Origin of the sequence: Acinetobacter sp. CE-15, from assembly GCF_051059255.1 — a bacterium.
Taxonomy (GTDB): Bacteria; Pseudomonadota; Gammaproteobacteria; order Pseudomonadales; family Moraxellaceae; genus Acinetobacter; species Acinetobacter guillouiae.
The window spans coordinates 546,609-564,399 of the sequence record NZ_CP192737.1; the positions used below are offsets into that span (position 1 = coordinate 546,609).

General features: G+C 39.5%; 18 protein-coding genes. 17 read left to right on the forward strand and 1 reads right to left on the reverse strand.

Annotation, left to right across the window (positions count from 1 at the left end):
- The first annotated feature begins 142 nt into the window (after positions 1 to 142).
- The 17 genes from ilvC to ACQ7EO_RS02665 all read left to right on the forward strand — a co-directional run bounded on the left by ilvC (position 143) and on the right by ACQ7EO_RS02665 (position 17,266).
- Positions 143 to 1,159 carry a ketol-acid reductoisomerase gene (gene ilvC, locus ACQ7EO_RS02585; RefSeq protein ID WP_004725869.1) on the forward strand — a complete coding sequence of 339 codons (1,017 nt, stop codon included), beginning with the start codon at positions 143 to 145 and terminating at the stop codon, positions 1,157 to 1,159.
- Positions 1,160 to 1,246: 87 nt separating this feature from the next.
- Positions 1,247 to 2,044, forward strand: coding sequence for a tetratricopeptide repeat protein (locus ACQ7EO_RS02590; protein WP_434278816.1), 798 nt, complete (start codon positions 1,247 to 1,249; stop codon positions 2,042 to 2,044).
- Positions 2,045 to 2,150: 106 nt separating this feature from the next.
- Positions 2,151 to 2,981: an XAC2610-related protein gene (locus ACQ7EO_RS02595; RefSeq protein ID WP_434278817.1), complete on the forward strand. Its 831-nt coding sequence runs from the start codon at positions 2,151 to 2,153 to the stop codon at positions 2,979 to 2,981.
- Between the two features lie 87 nt (positions 2,982 to 3,068).
- Positions 3,069 to 4,355, forward strand: coding sequence for a glycosyltransferase family 4 protein (locus ACQ7EO_RS02600; RefSeq protein WP_262087030.1), 1,287 nt, complete (start codon positions 3,069 to 3,071; stop codon positions 4,353 to 4,355).
- 31 nt (positions 4,356 to 4,386) lie between these two features.
- Entirely contained in the window at positions 4,387 to 4,938 is a 552-nt protein-coding gene (locus ACQ7EO_RS02605; RefSeq protein WP_004725875.1) for a phosphatase PAP2 family protein, read from the forward strand.
- Between the two features lie 218 nt (positions 4,939 to 5,156).
- Positions 5,157 to 5,357: a Fe-S cluster assembly protein IscX gene (gene iscX, locus ACQ7EO_RS02610; protein WP_004725877.1), complete on the forward strand. Its 201-nt coding sequence runs from the start codon at positions 5,157 to 5,159 to the stop codon at positions 5,355 to 5,357.
- 143 nt (positions 5,358 to 5,500) lie between these two features.
- Positions 5,501 to 5,932 (forward strand): nucleoside-diphosphate kinase, encoded by a 432-nt coding sequence (gene ndk / locus ACQ7EO_RS02615; protein WP_004725878.1) that lies wholly within the window; start codon positions 5,501 to 5,503, stop codon positions 5,930 to 5,932.
- A gap of 178 nt (positions 5,933 to 6,110) precedes the next feature.
- Complete coding sequence (gene rlmN, locus ACQ7EO_RS02620; RefSeq protein WP_004725880.1) at positions 6,111 to 7,355, forward strand: 23S rRNA (adenine(2503)-C(2))-methyltransferase RlmN; 1,245 nt, start codon at positions 6,111 to 6,113, stop codon at positions 7,353 to 7,355.
- Between the two features lie 65 nt (positions 7,356 to 7,420).
- A complete protein-coding gene (gene pilW / locus ACQ7EO_RS02625) occupies positions 7,421 to 8,224 on the forward strand; it encodes a type IV pilus biogenesis/stability protein PilW (protein ID WP_004725881.1) in 804 nt (267 codons plus the stop codon).
- Positions 8,215 to 9,003 carry a helix-turn-helix domain-containing protein gene (locus ACQ7EO_RS02630; protein WP_004816988.1) on the forward strand — a complete coding sequence of 263 codons (789 nt, stop codon included), beginning with the start codon at positions 8,215 to 8,217 and terminating at the stop codon, positions 9,001 to 9,003. Before pilW ends, ACQ7EO_RS02630 begins: the two co-directional genes overlap by 10 nt.
- A gap of 21 nt (positions 9,004 to 9,024) precedes the next feature.
- Entirely contained in the window at positions 9,025 to 10,140 is a 1,116-nt protein-coding gene (gene ispG, locus ACQ7EO_RS02635) for a flavodoxin-dependent (E)-4-hydroxy-3-methylbut-2-enyl-diphosphate synthase (protein ID WP_004725885.1), read from the forward strand.
- Entirely contained in the window at positions 10,137 to 11,432 is a 1,296-nt protein-coding gene (gene hisS / locus ACQ7EO_RS02640) for a histidine--tRNA ligase (protein WP_434278819.1), read from the forward strand. The genes ispG and hisS overlap by 4 nt, the downstream gene beginning before the upstream one ends.
- 30 nt (positions 11,433 to 11,462) lie before the next feature.
- Positions 11,463 to 12,164, forward strand: a complete 702-nt coding sequence (locus ACQ7EO_RS02645) for a YfgM family protein (protein WP_004816992.1) — start codon at positions 11,463 to 11,465, stop codon at positions 12,162 to 12,164.
- Complete coding sequence (bamB, locus tag ACQ7EO_RS02650) at positions 12,164 to 13,312, forward strand: outer membrane protein assembly factor BamB (protein WP_434278820.1); 1,149 nt, start codon at positions 12,164 to 12,166, stop codon at positions 13,310 to 13,312. Before ACQ7EO_RS02645 ends, bamB begins: the two co-directional genes overlap by 1 nt.
- A 200-nt stretch (positions 13,313 to 13,512) precedes the next feature.
- On the forward strand, positions 13,513 to 14,922 hold the full coding sequence (der, locus tag ACQ7EO_RS02655) for a ribosome biogenesis GTPase Der (protein WP_004725892.1): 1,410 nt from the start codon (positions 13,513 to 13,515) through the stop codon (positions 14,920 to 14,922).
- Between the two features lie 59 nt (positions 14,923 to 14,981).
- Positions 14,982 to 15,653: a 4'-phosphopantetheinyl transferase family protein gene (locus tag ACQ7EO_RS02660; protein WP_034612347.1), complete on the forward strand. Its 672-nt coding sequence runs from the start codon at positions 14,982 to 14,984 to the stop codon at positions 15,651 to 15,653.
- 380 nt (positions 15,654 to 16,033) lie between these two features.
- A complete protein-coding gene (locus tag ACQ7EO_RS02665) occupies positions 16,034 to 17,266 on the forward strand; it encodes an ammonium transporter (protein WP_434278822.1) in 1,233 nt (410 codons plus the stop codon).
- 84 nt (positions 17,267 to 17,350) lie between these two features.
- Here ACQ7EO_RS02665 and rsfS read toward each other — a convergent pair whose 3' ends face one another.
- Positions 17,351 to 17,752 (reverse strand): ribosome silencing factor, encoded by a 402-nt coding sequence (rsfS, locus tag ACQ7EO_RS02670; protein WP_016539395.1) that lies wholly within the window; start codon positions 17,750 to 17,752, stop codon positions 17,351 to 17,353.
- Positions 17,753 to 17,791: the final 39 nt, after the last annotated feature.

A 17,791-nucleotide genomic window follows, 5' to 3' on the forward strand; every position in this document is an offset into this window, starting at 1 on the left:
TCAACCAGTAATTAATTATTTGATTTTTTATTCCCTCATGTATAACCTCTCCTCGCAATAGGAGAGGGACTTAGACTAGAAGATTCAAAACAATAATCTTCAGGATAGGAAGAGGAAACACAGCATTTTAGCGGAGACAGCAATGCAAATTTTTTATGATAAAGACTGCGACTTATCTATCATCCAAGGTAAAAAAGTAGCGATCATTGGTTATGGTTCACAAGGTCATGCTCATGCGCAAAACCTTCAAGACTCAGGTGTAGACGTTACTGTTGGTTTACGTGCTGGTTCTACTTCTTGGAAAAAAGCTGAAAATGCAGGCCTTAAAGTTGCTGAAGTTCCAGCTGCTGTTGCTCAAGCTGATTTAGTGATGATCTTGACACCAGATGAGTTTCAATCACAGCTTTATCGTGACGTGATCGAACCAAACATCAAAGAAGGTGCGACTTTAGCATTTGCACATGGTTTCGCTGTACTTTATAACCAAGTTGTTCCACGTAAAGATTTAGACGTGATCATGGTTGCACCTAAAGCACCAGGTCATACTGTACGTTCAGAATTCCAACGTGGTTCAGGTGTACCTGATCTTATCGCGATTCATCAAGATGCTTCTGGTAATGCACGTAACGTTGCACTTTCTTACGCTTCAGGTGTAGGTGGTGGTCGTACAGGTATCATCGAAACTTCATTCCGTGAAGAAACTGAAACTGACTTATTTGGTGAGCAAGCAGTACTTTGTGGTGGTGCTGTTGAATTGGTTAAAATGGGTTATGAAACGCTTGTTGAAGCGGGTTATGCACCTGAAATGGCTTATTTCGAATGCTTGCACGAACTTAAATTAATCGTTGATTTAATGTTTGAAGGCGGTATTGCGGACATGAACTATTCGGTATCTAACAATGCTGAATACGGTGAATATGTGACTGGCGTTGAAGTGATCAACGAGCAATCACGTGAAGCGATGCGTAATGCGCTTAAACGTATCCAATCAGGTGAATATGCGAAAATGTTCATCCAAGAGGGTGCATTGAACTATCCATCTATGACAGCTCGTCGCCGTCAAAACGCAGCTCACGGTATTGAAGTGACTGGCGGTAAATTACGCGCGATGATGCCTTGGATTCAAGCCAACAAAATCGTAGATAAAGAAAAGAACTAATTTTTAGTTTTTATCAAAGCCCACTCTTTTGAGTGGGTTTTTTTATGCTATATTTTAGCTAAAGTTAATAATAAAGTAGAAAATAACATGACATTAAAAACATATTTAGTCAGCATCAGTATGCTTGGCTGTAGTGCTATATATCCTGTATATGCACAGAACGCGAGCGTTGATGATTCTATGCAAAAATCTAGACAGAATCATGATCAAGTTCAAAATACACAAAATAAAGTACTCGATGAAAAGATTGCATACAATGCTTTAGAAAAAGCCAAGCAGTCTTTAAATGCGGGGCATCCACAACAGGCCATCGCAGAATTACAGACTGCAATTCAGTATTTTGAAAAATACCAAAACAATAGCCAAGATACTCTCTATGCAGCCAATGGCACTGCTGAAACCTTGCTATACCTGATGCTTGATATGGGAAAGCAAAAAAATATTCGAGTTTTTTCAAATTGTTGGGCGGACTTATACTTTCAGGCCGCTTATGCCTTTATTGAAATGAATGATTTAAAGAATGCTCAAGCGAAGTTAAAAAGTGCTTTAACACTATCACCTTTTAATAGTGAGTATTTAAAAGAGGCGGGGTTTATTCAGCAAGCACAAAACCAGTGGCAAGCCTCATTGGAAAGCTATAAAGCTGCTGAACAGCATCTGTATTTGCTTGAGCCTGAAGAAAAAAGATTGGCAATTCAACAGAGTGTAAGACGCAGTTTAGGGGTGAGTTTGATTGAATTAAATCAACTGGATGATGCTACTCAATATTTTAATAAGGTTTTAAAGGTTGATCCCTCGGACGCAAAAGCGCGTAATGAATTAAAGTATATTGAGGAGTTAAAGAAAAAAGGTCATGTTGCCAAACAGCCAATTGGTCGCGTTTAAATCGCACTTTTTAAAATCATCTTTAGGGTAGCAATTTTTAACTAATAAAAATTTATTTTGTGATAAATTACACATTATTGATTCTGGTTAAACGTGGTATTCAAGCATGAAATCTAAACTTCTCATCGCAATGACGACTTTGTCTATTTCATGCTTTAGTTTTGCTGAAACGCAGTCCACTTCGAGCAACACTGCGCTAAAACCGTTGAGTGGTGTACGCGTATCGATGCAACGTATGCTTAAGTCGAGTGAAGGTCGATACTTTATGAACCTTTATGCGGGGATTGCCCATCCGCATGGTGTGCTGACGGATTTAATGGACGGCACAACAACAGATTTTAAAGGGACACAAAAAGCTGATCAGTTGGATTTAAAGTCGATCACTGCTCAATCAGATCCTTTGGCAAATGGTAGTGATCAATTAACTGGCCTATTAAATGCAAATACAGGCGTGTTTAAAGCATCATTGTTAAAGAAACCAAATACAGCTTGGCAGTCGATACAGTTTGAGCCTGCTTTTAAAGTCAGCAATAAACCCGTTTTTATCTTTAAATTTTATGCTCAAGATGATGCCAATAGCCCTTATGGAAAAACCTTAAAACGTGTTGATGTGTTAAATAAAACCAACAATACAGTGGTACAGAGCTTGACAGGTTTTACTGGTTATCCAAACAGTATTGGCTATATGGATATTAATTTTGATGGTTATTATGATGTCATTGTGTCGGACTTGTCACAAGGTCGTACAGTCGATGATAAGCGCTATATTTACTGGATGTACAATCCAAAAACACAACAATTTCAACGTTCTCCGCAACTTGAGAAAATTGTTGGTTTCCCAAGTTTACATGGTGAAAAACAACAAATTGATTTTGGTAATGGACAGCTTTATCAAGTTCAGAATGGTTTGTTAAATCGTATTTCTGATGAAAACTGATAATGGTCAAAAAACTGTCATTAAATAATCATTAAAATGTCAAAAACTTAGCCTAATCTATTCAAAAATGAAGAGATTAGGTATCGTATGAATAAACCGTACGCGAACACCTTGCAATTTAAACAACAAGATTTTCCCGATAACTTTAAATTTTATTTTAATCCAAACAAGAAAAAAATCGATACGAATAAAGACCATCTTATTCGTGACTTATCCCGACCTCGACTAAAAATTGCAATCGTGACTGAAACATGGCCACCAGAAATTAATGGTGTTGCTTTGTCTTTAATGCAACTGTGTAAAGGCTTGCAGAACCAAGGCCATAAAATATTACTAATTCGCCCTGCACAAAAGACCCAATGTCAAGACTTTAGCCCGAATAAAGAGTGCTTGGTGACTGGGCAATCAATTCCGAAATATCCAGACATGAAGTTTGGCTGGCCCCAATTTCTAAAAGTCTCTCAAGCGATTTCGGCATTTTCACCTGATGTGGTGCATATCGTGACTGAAGGGCCTTTAGGCTTTACTGCGCTGCATGCGGCAAAGACACGACGAATTCCGGTATCAAGTGGTTTTCATTCACAATTCCAAGAATTTAGCCGCTTTTTTGATTTAGCGTTCTTGGTCAAACCGATTCAAAGTTATTTGCGATGGTTCCATAACGCAACGCAACTGACTTGTGTGCCAAGCCGTGATACAGAACAGGCATTACGTGAGTTTGGTGTGACCTGTCCATTGGTTGTGGTTGGGCGAGGAATTGATACAGAACGCTTTTCATCACAACGCTACTCTGAACAGTTGAGACAACAGTGGGGGGCAGATGAAGACACCACAGTCTTGATCTATGTTGGGCGTTTGTCTTCTGAAAAAGAAGTCAATGTGGTGATTGATGCCTATTCTGAACTGCGACAACAAGCACAACGAAAAGTAAAGTTGGTGCTGGTAGGGCACGGTCCAGATCGTGGTCGTTTAGAAAAAATGCCGGGTGCTGAACATGTGATTTTTATGGGCAGTCTAACTGGCACACAACTTGCTGAAGCCTATGCGAGTGCAAATGTTTTTGTTTTTGCAAGTCAGGTAGAAACCTTTGGGAATGTCGTTATCGAAGCGATGGCGAGTGGTTTACCGATTATTGCTTATGACTATGCCTGCGCTCAACTTCATGGCAGACATGCTCAGAATGGCTGGTTATGTCCAATTGGAGACATCAAGCAATTCACTCAACATGTATTAGATATTCCAGATAACAGCACACTCAAACGTTTCGGGCAACAAGCGATGCATGATGTGCAAAGCATCGGATGGCAACATCCCGTACAACAATTCGAAGAAGCACTATACCAGGTAACGCAGTATGCAAAACGACTGACCTAGTTCATCTCAAATAATGAGAGGAGAGTGGAAAATGAATTTTAAAAATACCAAAATAAAAATGCTCGATCTCGACCTTAGAGGTTGTTTATATCTCAATAATTTATCGCATACCCAAAGTATTGCGACGTTCTTTAAAACTGTGAGCCGTTTGGGAGATGGTCCTTTCTGGTGCGCAATGTTGGTTCTGATTTGGCTACAAAAGAGCTGGATCTATGGTCTGCAACTTCTCTATGTCGTTGTTATGGGTCTTTTAGGAACAGGAATTTATAAGTTCTTAAAACACAAAACAGTGCGACCACGACCTTATCAAGTTCATCAAGTCATTATTCTGGGTGAACGACCATTGGATCATTTTAGCTTTCCGTCAGGTCATACGTTACATGCGGTCATGGTCACAATTGTCTTTGGCTATATTCAACCGGTTATGTTGTTCATTATGATGCCTTTTACCATTCTTGTGGCGTTATCTCGGATGGTTTTAGGCCTGCATTATCCAAGCGATGTCATTGTTGGCGCACTGATTGGTGCTAGTGTCGCGAGTTTGATTGTGTTAAGCGCACCATATTTAGGAGTGATGTTATGATGGTTTATTTACTACTGGTCTGTAATTTTATTTTTAAAGAATCTGATGATTTTGATCATCAAGGTTTTAACTTTGAATAACTGGCTCAATTCAATCCGTTTTGTAAATTAAACGCTTGAATCCGTGGTGAATCTTGTAAATGTCTAGAATGATTTATTTCTGAATGAATTGAGATTTGATACAGTAGCAGAATTAAATTGAGCAAAGGAAGACCTGATATGGGCTTACGTTGGACAGATACAATTGATATCGCAATCGAACTCAGTGAAGCGCATCCAGATGTGGATCCACAATGGGTGCGTTTTACCGATATGCATGCATGGATTTGTGCATTGCCAGAATTTAGTGATGATCCAACCAAATCGACTGAAGGTCTGCTAGAAGCCATTCAAATGGCATGGATTGATGAAGCGAATTAATGGCTTGAGATGTTGCTGAATGATGCTAAACGTCACAGCGCATCGAAAAATCCAAATTTTTTACAGATTAAAAGCAGAAAATTGTTCATTATTCGGTATAATGCGCCCAAATTTTCGTGTCAATTTGACTAAAGGAGCCACTCATGGCTATTGAACGTACTTTATCTATCGTAAAACCAGATGCAGTTGCTAAAAACCACATTGGTGACATCTTTGCTCGTTTCGAAAAAGCTGGTCTTAAAATCGTTGCGACTAAAATGAAACACCTTTCTAAAGCAGAAGCTGAAGGTTTCTATGCTGAGCATAAAGAACGTGGTTTCTTTGGTGACCTTGTTGCATTCATGACTTCTGGTCCAGTTGTAGTATCTGTTCTTGAAGGTGAAAACGCAGTTCTTGCTCACCGTGAAATTCTTGGTGCTACAAACCCTAAAGAAGCTGCTCCTGGTACAATCCGTGCAGATTTCGCTGTAAGCATCGATGAAAATGCTGCGCATGGTTCTGACTCAGTTGCATCTGCTGACCGTGAAGTAAATTACTTCTTCGCTCAAACTGAAGTTTGCCCACGTACTCGTTAATTCGACGTATCTAGGGTCTCTTTTTCTACACGAATAAATCTCCGATTTATGAATTGATAACAGACCCGAAACCAGATAGGTGATATACTACTTGTCTGGTTTTTTTATTTTTGTTGCTTTATTTGGCTAAATATTGGTCAATATGTTTTATTACTACGGCATGATTTAGGTAATCCCCATGAATTCTGAAGTTGTCGCTTCATCGTTAAATCTAGATGAACAGCAGCCTGCATCATCAAAATCTGTACAGGCTGATCGTATTCAGACTGCAAATGTGCAGAAAGTGAATTTACTTGGCATGTCACGTCCGCAATTGGAAAAATTCTTCGAAGAAATCGGCGAGAAAAAATTCCGTGCTGGGCAGGTAATGAAATGGATGCATCAATTTTTTATCACTGATTTTGCTGAAATGACCAATATTTCAGGAAAGTTGCGTGAAAAACTAGAAAGAATTTGTGAAATCAAAGCGCCAGAAGTGGTGCATCGTAACTATTCGAAAGATGGAACTCGTAAGTGGGTATTCCGTGTTGGTGATGGTGCGGGCTCTTTGGTTGAAACGGTATTGATTCCAGCAGAAGATAAAACAGGTTCACGTAAAACACTGTGTATTTCATCACAAGTGGGTTGTGCTTTAGATTGCTCATTCTGTTCAACAGGAAAGCAAGGTTTTCAGCGTGATTTAACCCCCGATGAAATCATTGGACAGTTATGGGTGGCCAACTATTCTTATATGGAAGAAGTACCTGTTGCTGAACGTGAACGCTCAGTGACCAATGTGGTGATGATGGGAATGGGTGAGCCATTACTCAACTATGATGCTGTATTAAGCTCAATGAATATCATGTTAGATGATTTTGCTTACGGCATGTCTAAACGTCGCGTTACATTATCAACCTCAGGTGTTGTACCGAAAATTGACCAATTGGCACAAGATATAGATGTGGCTTTGGCGATTTCTTTACATGCGCCAAATGATGAATTACGTAATGAATTGGTGCCGATTAATAAAAAATATCCATTAGCACAATTGATTGCTGCATGTCAGCGTTATATTGCCAAAGATGGTAATGAAAGTTCTCGTAAACATGTCACTATTGAATATGTGATGTTGGAAGGAGTGAATGATCATCCTGAACATGCACAACAAATGATTAAGTTACTGAAAAACTTACCAAGTAAAATTAATTTAATTCCATTTAATCCATTTCCGCATGCGCCGTATGGCCGTTCAAGTCGAAATCGTATTATTTCTTTCCAAAAAACTTTGTCTGATGCAGGTTTTGTGTGTACGATTCGTCAGACACGTGGTGATGATATTGATGCAGCATGTGGGCAGTTGGTCGGGCAAGTGGCAGATCGTACCCGTCGTGCAGAGCAGTGGAAAAAGAAAGTTGCTGAACGTGGTGAGATTATTCGTTCATAAGCTTAAAGATTTGTAGACATACATTTATATCAACAAATAATCAGGGGCTGACTTTGAGAAAATCGATGTATCAAAAAGCAGTTGTAATATTGGCAATTGGTTTATCTGCATTGGTCGTACAGGGTTGTCAAACGACAAATTCAGACACAATAATAAAAAAAGATCCTGAAAAAGCCGTTAAAGTACGTACTCAGCTTGCTGCTGAATATATTCGTACTGGTGATTTAGATGCTGCAAAACGCGCACTAGACCAAGCTTTAGAAACTGATTCACGTGATTCTGCGGCAAATATGATGATGGGTGTCTTATTGCAACAAGAAGGCAGTAAGATCAGTATGGAAAAAGCAGACGGCTATTTTAAGCGTGCAATTTCCAGTGACTCAAAAAATGCACAAGCTCGTAATAATTATGGAACATATTTATTTGTTACTGAGCGCTATAATGACGCGATTGAACAATTGAGTATAGCTGGTGCTGCGCTTGGCTATGATCAGCGTTACAAGGCTTTAGAAAATTTAGGTCGGGTTTACTTAAAAGTGGGTGATGTGGCAAATGCTGAAAAAGCATTCAAACAAGCTTTACAAGTCAATCGCGATTCGATTATTTCTCTGGTAGAGTTATCAGAAATTTTCTATTTGCAACAAAAAAGTGCGCAAGCAAGTCAACTCTATGAGCAATATGTTCGTTTAGTAGGTCAGGACAAACAGGGTGCGAGAGCGCTTTGGATTGGTTTACGTATTGCACGTGCCAATAATGATCAGATGGGAATGCAAGTGTTGGTCAACCAACTGCGTGCATTGTTCCCGGACAGTAAAGAATATCAACGTTATCTGCAATTACAGTACAGTACTGAGGCCGTATGGAAGTAAATCCTAATTCACAGCAACCTACAGGTTCAAACGTAGCATCTAATGGCTTAGGAAATGTTCAACGTCCAGGTGAGTATTTGCGTCAAATTCGAGTCTCCAAAAACCTAGACATTCAAGATGTTGCAAACGAACTAAAAATGCCTGTAAAAACCTTACAAGCATTGGAACAAGATGAATATAAGTCTTTGCCAGAAGCAACCTTTATTAAAGGTTATTATCGTTCATATGCCAAGTTTCTAGGTGTTGATGCAACGGTAATCATTCAACGCTTTGATGAAATTTATCAAAATGATACTGGGCTTTTGCCAAACCACGCATTGAACAACTCTCCAATCAAGATTATGGGGAAATTGCCTGGATCAAACAGTGATCGTAATAAAAAATGGTTAAAGCGAATTTTAATTGCCATTGTTGCGCTTGCGGTGATTTGGGCTGTGATTGCTGGAATTCAAAAAATGACATCGGGTAAAAGCGCTGATGTCGATGCCAAACCACAAGCCTCAGAAGTAGAAGTGTTGAATTTAAACAATGCAACTGCGACTTCAGGTGACCAAATGGTATTGAATTTCAGTCATCCAACTTCTGTACATATTGTAGATAGTACAGGAAAAGTTTTGGCGACTGGTCGCCAGTCGGCTGCTTTAACCGTTAATGGCCAATCACCATTCCAAATTCGTCTCGATGATGCAACTGCTGTGTCATTAAGCCTTAATAATGAACAGATTTCATTGTCTCCATATACAGTGAACGGAAAAGCAGAATTCCGTTTGTCACGTTAATGGGCAAGAGTAGATAAGATCATGATTGAGAATCCAATCAAGCGCCGTCCTACACGTAAAATACGTGTAGGTTCAGTGTATGTCGGTGGTGATGCACCGATCAGTATTCAAAGTATGACCAATACTGAAACCTGTGATGTCGATGCAACAGTTGCGCAGATTCAACGCTGTGCAGATGTTGGTGCGGACATTATGCGGGTATCGGTACCGACTATGGAAGCTGCTGAAGCTTTTGGTGAAATTCGTAAACGTGTCACGGTACCATTGGTTGCAGATATTCATTTCGATTATAAAATCGCATTGAAAGTTGCAGACATGGGCGCAGACTGTTTGCGGATTAACCCTGGCAATATTGGTTCTGAAGCCAAGATTCGTGAAGTGGTTGCTGCTGCACGTCATCACGATATTTCTATGCGTATTGGTGTCAATGCTGGATCTTTAGAAAAAGATATCCAAAAGAAATATGGTGAGCCGACAGGTCAGGCATTACTTGAATCTGCAATGCGTCATATCGACATATTGGATCGTTTAAACTTCCATGAGTTTAAAATTTCAGTAAAAGCATCAAATGTATTTTTAACAATGGATGCTTATCGTTTATTATCTGCACAAATTGATAATCCATTACATTTAGGTGTAACCGAAGCTGGGATCTATCGTACGGGTTCAGTGAAATCTGCGATTGCTTTAGGTGGTTTGCTGTTGGATGGCATTGGTGACACCATGCGTATTTCATTGGCGGCTGAGCCTGAAGAAGAAGTAAAAATTGGTTTTGATATTTTAAAATCCCTGAGCCTTCGTTCAAATGGGATTAACTTTATTGCTTGTCCAAGCTGTTCACGTCAGGAATTTAACGTGATCAAAGTGATGCAGGCTTTAGAGGAACGTTTAGAAGATATTCGTACACCAATGGATGTGTCTGTCATTGGTTGTAAAGTCAACGGTCCGGGTGAAGCAAAAGAAGCTGATATTGGTATAGTCGGTGCAAGTCCGCGCTCACTCGTGTATCGTAATGGCGAAAAGAGTCACTTAATAGATACAAATCAGTTGGTTGATGAAATCGAAAGCATGGTTCGTCAACGTGTTCAAGAGCTTGAAAAAGCTAAAGCTAAAGAGATTATTCGTAGTTCATCATGAGTTCAATTGTCGCAATTAAAGGTTTTAATGACTTTCTCCCATCGCAAACACCTGCGTGGAGACGTCTTGAGCAGCATTTAGCATCGCTTATGGATGCATACGGTTATCAGCAAATCCGTTTGCCGGTGGTTGAACATACCAATTTGTTTAAGCGTTCAATTGGTGATGCAACTGATATCGTCGAAAAAGAAATGTACACCTTCTTCGATAAGGGTAACCCACCTGAATCTTTAACTTTGCGTCCAGAAGGCACAGCGGGTTGTGTGCGTGCAATGTTGGAACATAACTTACTCCGTGGTGCAAATCCACGTGTTTGGTATGTTGGCCCAATGTTCCGCTATGAAAAACCGCAAAAAGGTCGTTATCGCCAGTTTCACCAATTTGGTGTAGAAACTTTTGGTGTAGCGACACCTGATCAAGATGCTGAACTGATTCTCATGACTGCGCGTTTATGGAAACGCATGGGTGTTGCAGATAAAGTTCAACTTGAGCTAAATACCTTGGGCGAGTCTGATGAACGTGCAGAGTATCGTGCTGCATTGGTTGAATTTCTTACAGCGCATCACGCTGATTTGGATGAAGATTCGCAACGTCGTTTAACCACCAATCCATTGCGAATTTTAGATTCGAAAGATACACGAACTCAGCAAATTCTTGAAAATGCACCTAAGTTGCATGATTTCTTAAAAGAAGACAGCTTGAATCATTTTGCTCAATTGCAACAGTATTTAACTGATGCAGGCATTGAGTTTGTCATCAATCAAAAACTAGTCCGTGGTTTAGACTATTACAATAAAACTGTTTTTGAATGGACAACGACACATTTAGGTTCTCAAGGAACGGTATGTGCGGGTGGTCGTTATGATGGTTTGGTTGGACAGCTGAAAGGTAAGCCTGATCAATCTGTACCAGCAGTTGGTTTTGCCATGGGCATGGAACGTTTATTATTGCTTCTTGAACAAGTTGAAGACAATACACCTGTGCGTGAATGTGAGTTATTCTTGCTATCAGATCCTGCAACACAAGGTCAGGCTTTGGTATTGGCTGAACAAATTCGTGATCAACTTGAAGCTGTAAATAGTACAATTCGTTTGAAAACAGGTTCACAGGGTTCAATGAAGAGTCAAATGAAGAAGGCAGACCAATCGGGTGCCATCTATGCTTTGATTTTTGGAGCGCGTGAGGCTGTAGCGCAGCAAGTTTTAGTCAAAGAACTTGCGACAGCAGAACAATATGAAATTAAGGCCACTGAAATTGTGTCTTTTTTCATTGAAAAATTTTCGTCAAAATAAGCCGATAATCATAAGGAAAAGGGGAGTCAAATGAGTGCAATGACTGATGATGAGCAACTGGATAGTGTGAAGTCATTTTTTAAGAAATATGGCTCGGCTATGGTGACAGGTGTCCTCATTGCATTGATTGCCTTTTTCGGTTGGGAATATTGGCAAAAGAAAACTTTGGCTGAAAATCAAAATGAAACAGCCAAAGTTCAGCAATTGATGGATGAGGCGCGAGCAGCCAATGGTGATGCTAAAGTCACTGCTGCCTTAGTCGCGTCAGCAGATAAAATTGTCAAAGACAATCCAGATTCTGTTCATGCAATTCAAGCTCAAATTGTCATGGCAAAAGTTGCCTATGATAAAAATGACTATGCATTGGCTGAGCGTGAACTGAAAAAAGTTGAAAATTCTAAAATTAAAGACGCTGGTTTGTTACAAGTTGTAAAAATCAAACTTGCTGATGCACAATTGGCGCAAAAGAAGTTTGATGAAGCCTTGAAAACCTTGTCAGCTGTGAATGATCCTGCTTTTCAGGCAAGTGCTGATGAGTTAAAAGGTGATATTTATGTGGCAAAAAATGACACTGAAAATGCAAAAAAATCGTATCAAGCAGCATGGAATGCGGTCGTTGAGCGTAAACAAGAACGTCAAATTTTACAAATTAAACTCGAAAGTGTTGGCGTATTAGTAGAAGATCCTGATCTTGAACGCCCAATCTTAGCAACACAAGTGGATGAGTCTTAATGGATAGAAATTTTAAAATACCTTTTGCTTTAGCAATCTTATCAATCGCTTTAATCGGCTGTTCAAGTAATAAGACGAAAGAAGTGAAGATTAAGCCAAATCCACTGCCTAAAGTTGCACAAGCTTCAAGCTTGGTTCAAGTATTTTCGACCAGTGTTTCTTCGACCAGCAGTGAAGATGCATTACGTCTACGTTTAGATACAGACAATGGTGTTGTGTTTGCTTTAGATCCAAAAGGCGAAGTGGCTGCCTATAAAGGCAAACAGCGCTTATGGAATGCTAAAGTTACCAAAGACGGCTTAAGCTCTGGTGTTGAAGCAGCAGATGGTGTGGTGATTGTTGGTAATCAAAAAGGCCATGTTTTTGCATTAGACCAAGCAACGGGTGCGACCAAATGGTCTGCGCAATTGTCGGGTGCAATTATCAGTTCTGCTTTGATTCAATCTGGTCGTGTGATTGTAGTTGCAAATGACGGTACGGTTTATGCCCTAGATATTGCGACGGGTCAGCAAGCGTGGACTTATAAATTACCAAGCGCTTCATTTAGCTTAAGAGGTCAAGCCACTCCAGTTAGTTTAGATCCACGTACCGTGCTTATTGGCACTTCTACTGGCTATATTTTTGCAATAGATAGCCTTGCAGGTGTACCGCGTTTACAACGTCGTGTTGCGGTATCTGAAGGTCGTTCTGATATTCAGCGTTTGATTGATGTGGACAGTGAGCCTGTTGTTTCAGGACAGTATGTGGTTACGACGAGTTTCCAAGGTCAAGTCACTGTTCTAGATTTGGCTTCACAACGTGTTTTGTGGAGTGAAAATTCAAGCAGTATCAACCGTCCAGAAGTGACCGATGGTAAAGTCATCGTATCGCAAACCGATGGTCAAATTATTGCGTATGACTTGATCACAGGTCAGCAGCTTTGGAAAAATGAGCAACTGCTCAATCGTAACTTAAGCAACCCTGTATTGCTCGGTTCAAATCTTGTTGTGGGTGATTTAGATGGTTATTTACATCAAATTGATCCAAATACAGGAACAACGTTAGGTCGTGCTAAAACCAGTGGTGAAGTACGTACGTTGAGAGTGATTGATAATCAAGTTTATGTTTCGACACGCAAAGGTGCAATGAGTATCTGGCAAAGTCGTTAACAGTTAATCAACAGACACGATTAGGATTCTCTATTTTTTTAGTCTTGTGTTAAAATAGAGCAATCCGTATGAATTCCATACACGGGGTGATTGAAAATCAATACCCCGTGTTTTTATTTTAGGTTTTTCCTATTCTTCTTCCTATACATTTCTGATGTTCAGACCAGTCATACTGGCTGATCTTGAATAAAGGTTATTTTATGAAACCCGTAATTGCGCTCATTGGTCGTCCAAACGTCGGCAAATCAACGTTATTCAACCAGATTACCAAGAGCCGTGATGCACTCGTTGCTGATTTTGCTGGTCTTACCCGAGATCGTAAATATGGTGATGCAACTTATGAAAATAAATCGTTCATTGTCGTCGATACTGGGGGTATCGGTGAAAATGAAGGTGGTATTGACTCATATATGGCAGAGCAATCAAAAACTGCGATTAATGAAGCCGATATCATTGTTTTTGTTGTCGATGCACGTGCTGGTCTATTGGCTTCTGATGAGCAGATTGCCCGTGAGTTGCGTACACTTGGTAAAAAGGTTTACTTGGTTGCCAACAAAGTCGATGGTGTACATGCTGAAGCTGCATTAGTTGAATTTTATAAACTTGGTATGGGTGAACCCTTACAAGTTGCGGCGAGTCATGGTCGTGGTGTTCAACAAATGCTTGAGGATATCTTGGTGGATGTCCCTGAAGATGAAAACCCAGAAGAACACGATAAGGCAACAGGTTTACGCTTAGCAATTATTGGTCGCCCAAATGTCGGTAAATCTACTTTGGTTAACCGTTTGTTAGGTGAAGATCGCGTTGTTGCATTTGACCAACCGGGTACAACCCGTGACTCGATTTATATTCCGTTTGAGCGTGATGGTCGTCAATATACCTTGATCGACACAGCGGGTGTACGTCGTAAAGGTAAAGTTGATGAAATGATTGAGAAATTCTCAATCGTTAAAACCCTCCAAGCGATTAAAGATGCACATGTCATTGTGGTGGTTTTAGATGCACGTGAAGGTGTGGTTGAACAAGACCTACATTTGATCGGTTATGCACTTGAAGCTGGCCGTGCCATGGTGATTGCCATTAACAAATGGGACAACATGACAGAGTATGATCGCAAACAATGTAAATTGGATGTTGATCGTCGTTTTGACTTTATTCCTTGGGCAAAAGTACATTTGATTTCTGCTTTGCATGGAACAGGTGTCGGTGAGATGTATCCAACCATTCACCGTGCTTATGATTCATCACACTTAAAAGTTTCACCTGCAAAATTAACTCAGATTTTGAATGATGCAACTGAAGCACATCAACCGCCAATGATCAGTGGTAAACGTATTAAGATGCGTTATGCCCACATGGGTGGACAAAACCCACCAACGATTGTGATTCATGGTAATAAGGTGGATAAGACGCCTGCGGACTATCGTCGTTATTTAGAAAATGTCTTCCGTAAAGTGTATAACCTTGAAGGTACACCGGTTCGCGTTGACTTTAAAACAGCTGAAAATCCATTTGAAGGCCGTAAATCTCAAATTGATGAGCGTGTTGCAGCACGTCGTCGTCGTTATGTACAGAAATTTAAAAAGGCTGAAAAGAAATTTAGAAGTTAAATTTAGCGTTGAACACATCAAAACCCAAAGTGATCTTTGGGTTTTTTTGATTTAAGATAATGAAAAATGTTTGGGAATGGATTGTGAATCGTATTATTCAATTGGATGTTAATTCTATTCAAAATATTCTTCCGACTTACCATTCGAGCGATCGAAAGGGGCAGATCCAAGAACTGAAACAGGCGATCTATCAATACAGAAACCAATTGTTGTCTGATATTTTTTCAGTTGAAATTAGTAACCACTCTTTTGAAAAAACAGATTTTGGTAAACCCTATTTAATTGATTATCCGAAGTTTCACGTGAATCATTCACATAGCCAGCACCATTATGCTTTGGCAAGTAGTCAACAGATCCAAGATTTGGGTGTGGATGTCGAGGACTTAGATCGAAAGGTGCGCTTTGAGGCTTTAGCAAAACATGCTTTTCATCCTCAAGAATATCAAGCTTGGCAAGCGTTAGACTTTGATCCTACTTTTTGGTTTAAGGTGTGGACCACAAAAGAGGCGATTTTAAAAGCATCAGGTTTAGGGATTCGTTTGAGTCTAAATGAGCTAAATACTGGAGTGCATGTGATGAATGATGGTGGGATCTCTACGCATCCGTTATTGGGCAGCTTTGCCTATCAAAACCTCCAGCTGAGCAGAGTCATGCTGACGGTGGCATGGCGTTCTGAATTATCCTGTAAGGGCTTTGCATTTCCACAGATTCAAATTATTCAACATGGTTGATTAAAGACCGTATAGATGTTTTCATTCTGCATAACACATAAATTGCAACAACGTTATTCCATATTAGAGTGTGGCATCTATACGTCTAAGTGCTGAAATTTTCAACCTTAAGCCACATATATTGCAAATCGGCATTGTTTAATAAAACCAGTTAAATGTAAGCTGCTTATCTTTAAATAAAAATAAATAGTACTCGATCACGAACAAACAATCTTGCTCGTCGTGTGTACTTTGTAAGCTATATTTTTTACATAAAAATTAGTTTATTTCTCCATGAAATTCTCTATACTTGATAAATTAAATGATAATTAAGTAGCGAAAATACTAATTATTGTGAATTTAAAGCGATGAAAAAGCGATAGGTTAGGATTAATTATATAGTGCGATTTAAATACTTCATCAGCTTAATTTGCATCATATTTTTTTATCCAAATTTTAGTTTTGCTTCAAGTTTAGAAAGTGATCTTGCTGCTTTTAATCTCATTACCAACTACGAGCTTTTATTCTTTGGTGGAATATTTGTCATTTTGATGCAAGCTGGTTTTGCTGTAGTTGAAGGCGGATATGAAAATACCTATAAATCAATTTCCGCATTATTGGTCAATTATGTTTCAGCAGTTTTAGGAACGCTTATTTTTGGTTTCTTCTGCGCAAAAATTCTTCTTGCAGGAGATGCCAGCTCCGAAAAATATATGAATGGCATGCTGCATGGCTGGCATTGGAATTTATTATTTTTTTATACCCTAATGGCCACCACAATCACCACTGTGGTTGGGCGAGTGATTCCGAGTAAAGTTCCCTTATTTGTCAACTGGATAACCGGTTTAATGATCGCAGGTGTGATCTTTCCTTTCTTTAGTAGCTGGACTTGGGGAAATATCTTATTCGGTAAGGGCTGGTTAAAAGAGTTAGGATTTATTGATTTTGCGGGTTCAACAGTGGTGCATTCCACCGCAGCATGGATTGTGTTGGCGGGCTACTTAACTTTAAAACCTCAAGACCGACAAGAAATCTTAAAAAAAGACTTAATCTTTGAAGATTATAAAATCTTATCTTTGGCATTGGCTGGCTTTATTCTTTGGCTGGCATGGTCAGGTCTAAATGTAGTTTATATCTCAGCACTCTATGCGGATATTGGAGTCATTGTCATCAATGCCTTTGCTGCACTCTTTGGGGCAATGATTGCCCCCTTGATTTTTTCCTTGGTACTCAACAATAAAATTATTTCATGGGTTGAAATGATTAAAGGTGCTTTGGGTGGCTTGGTGGCGATCACGGCAAGTTGTGGTTTAGTGAATTTGTCATCAGCATTGATTATTGGTTTGGTTTCTGGATTATTCACAATCTATTTACCCCGTTTATTGACCTATTGGATTGATTCTAAGCATATTCGTGAAGTTGTTGTGGTACATGGTATTTGTGGGGCATGGGGCACACTGGCTATTTCTTTGACAGATAACCCCGTAATTAATTTAGCCAACAAGGCCAGTGTTATCGATCAAAGTATTGGGATTGCGGTAAATTTTGTGTGGAGTTTTGGTGTTGCATTTTTGGTATTTAAACTGATTTGTAAACTGCGTAATGCATACTCAATTAAGTCGTTAAAAAATTGAGTACTTAATAGCTTTGAAAAAAGCCAAGCACTAAAAAAAGCGACATAAAGTCGCTTTTTTCATATTTAAGTTCTGTATTAAAAGTTAGGCAACACTTTCAGGTGTCGCACGCCATAAACTTTCCAGATCATAAAATTTACGTGCTGTTGGTAGCATCACATGTACGACTACAAATCCTAAATCGATAAGGATCCATTCAGCGTCTCGTTCACCTTCAACACCAATTGGGCGAAAGCCTGCTTTACGTGCTTCTTCAGCAACATTGTCAGCAAGTGCTTTAACATGGCGTGTTGATGTCCCGCTCGCGATGACAATTGCATCTGAAACGTTGCTAATAGCGCTGACATCAAGTTGAATAATATCTTTGGCTTTTACATCAAGTAGAGCTTCTTGTACGACTTTTAAACAAGTCTGTACGTCTTGATTTTGAGTGTTCATTGCAAGTTCGTGAGAATTAGAAGCGCTGGGCGATGGTTCTAAATTCATATAAGGTATATTTTCCAGAAAATATCTCATCTTCTAATA

Excerpts from the sequence above, each read along its gene's own strand:
- ilvC (WP_004725869.1), top strand. The coding sequence starts at position 143 with ATGCAAATTTTTTATGATAAAGACTGCGACTTATCTATCATCCAAGGT.
- ACQ7EO_RS02590 (WP_434278816.1), top strand. The coding sequence starts at position 1,247 with ATGACATTAAAAACATATTTAGTCAGCATCAGTATGCTTGGCTGTAGT.
- ACQ7EO_RS02595 (WP_434278817.1), top strand. The coding sequence starts at position 2,151 with ATGAAATCTAAACTTCTCATCGCAATGACGACTTTGTCTATTTCATGC.
- ACQ7EO_RS02600 (WP_262087030.1), top strand. The coding sequence starts at position 3,069 with ATGAATAAACCGTACGCGAACACCTTGCAATTTAAACAACAAGATTTT.
- ACQ7EO_RS02605 (WP_004725875.1), top strand. The coding sequence starts at position 4,387 with ATGAATTTTAAAAATACCAAAATAAAAATGCTCGATCTCGACCTTAGA.
- iscX (WP_004725877.1), top strand. The coding sequence starts at position 5,157 with ATGGGCTTACGTTGGACAGATACAATTGATATCGCAATCGAACTCAGT.
- ndk (WP_004725878.1), top strand. The coding sequence starts at position 5,501 with ATGGCTATTGAACGTACTTTATCTATCGTAAAACCAGATGCAGTTGCT.
- rlmN (WP_004725880.1), top strand. The coding sequence starts at position 6,111 with ATGAATTCTGAAGTTGTCGCTTCATCGTTAAATCTAGATGAACAGCAG.
- pilW (WP_004725881.1), top strand. The coding sequence starts at position 7,421 with ATGTATCAAAAAGCAGTTGTAATATTGGCAATTGGTTTATCTGCATTG.
- ACQ7EO_RS02630 (WP_004816988.1), top strand. The coding sequence starts at position 8,215 with ATGGAAGTAAATCCTAATTCACAGCAACCTACAGGTTCAAACGTAGCA.
- ispG (WP_004725885.1), top strand. The coding sequence starts at position 9,025 with ATGATTGAGAATCCAATCAAGCGCCGTCCTACACGTAAAATACGTGTA.
- hisS (WP_434278819.1), top strand. The coding sequence starts at position 10,137 with ATGAGTTCAATTGTCGCAATTAAAGGTTTTAATGACTTTCTCCCATCG.
- ACQ7EO_RS02645 (WP_004816992.1), top strand. The coding sequence starts at position 11,463 with ATGAGTGCAATGACTGATGATGAGCAACTGGATAGTGTGAAGTCATTT.
- bamB (WP_434278820.1), top strand. The coding sequence starts at position 12,164 with ATGGATAGAAATTTTAAAATACCTTTTGCTTTAGCAATCTTATCAATC.
- der (WP_004725892.1), top strand. The coding sequence starts at position 13,513 with ATGAAACCCGTAATTGCGCTCATTGGTCGTCCAAACGTCGGCAAATCA.
- ACQ7EO_RS02660 (WP_034612347.1), top strand. The coding sequence starts at position 14,982 with ATGAAAAATGTTTGGGAATGGATTGTGAATCGTATTATTCAATTGGAT.
- rsfS (WP_016539395.1), bottom strand. The coding sequence starts at position 17,752 with ATGAATTTAGAACCATCGCCCAGCGCTTCTAATTCTCACGAACTTGCA.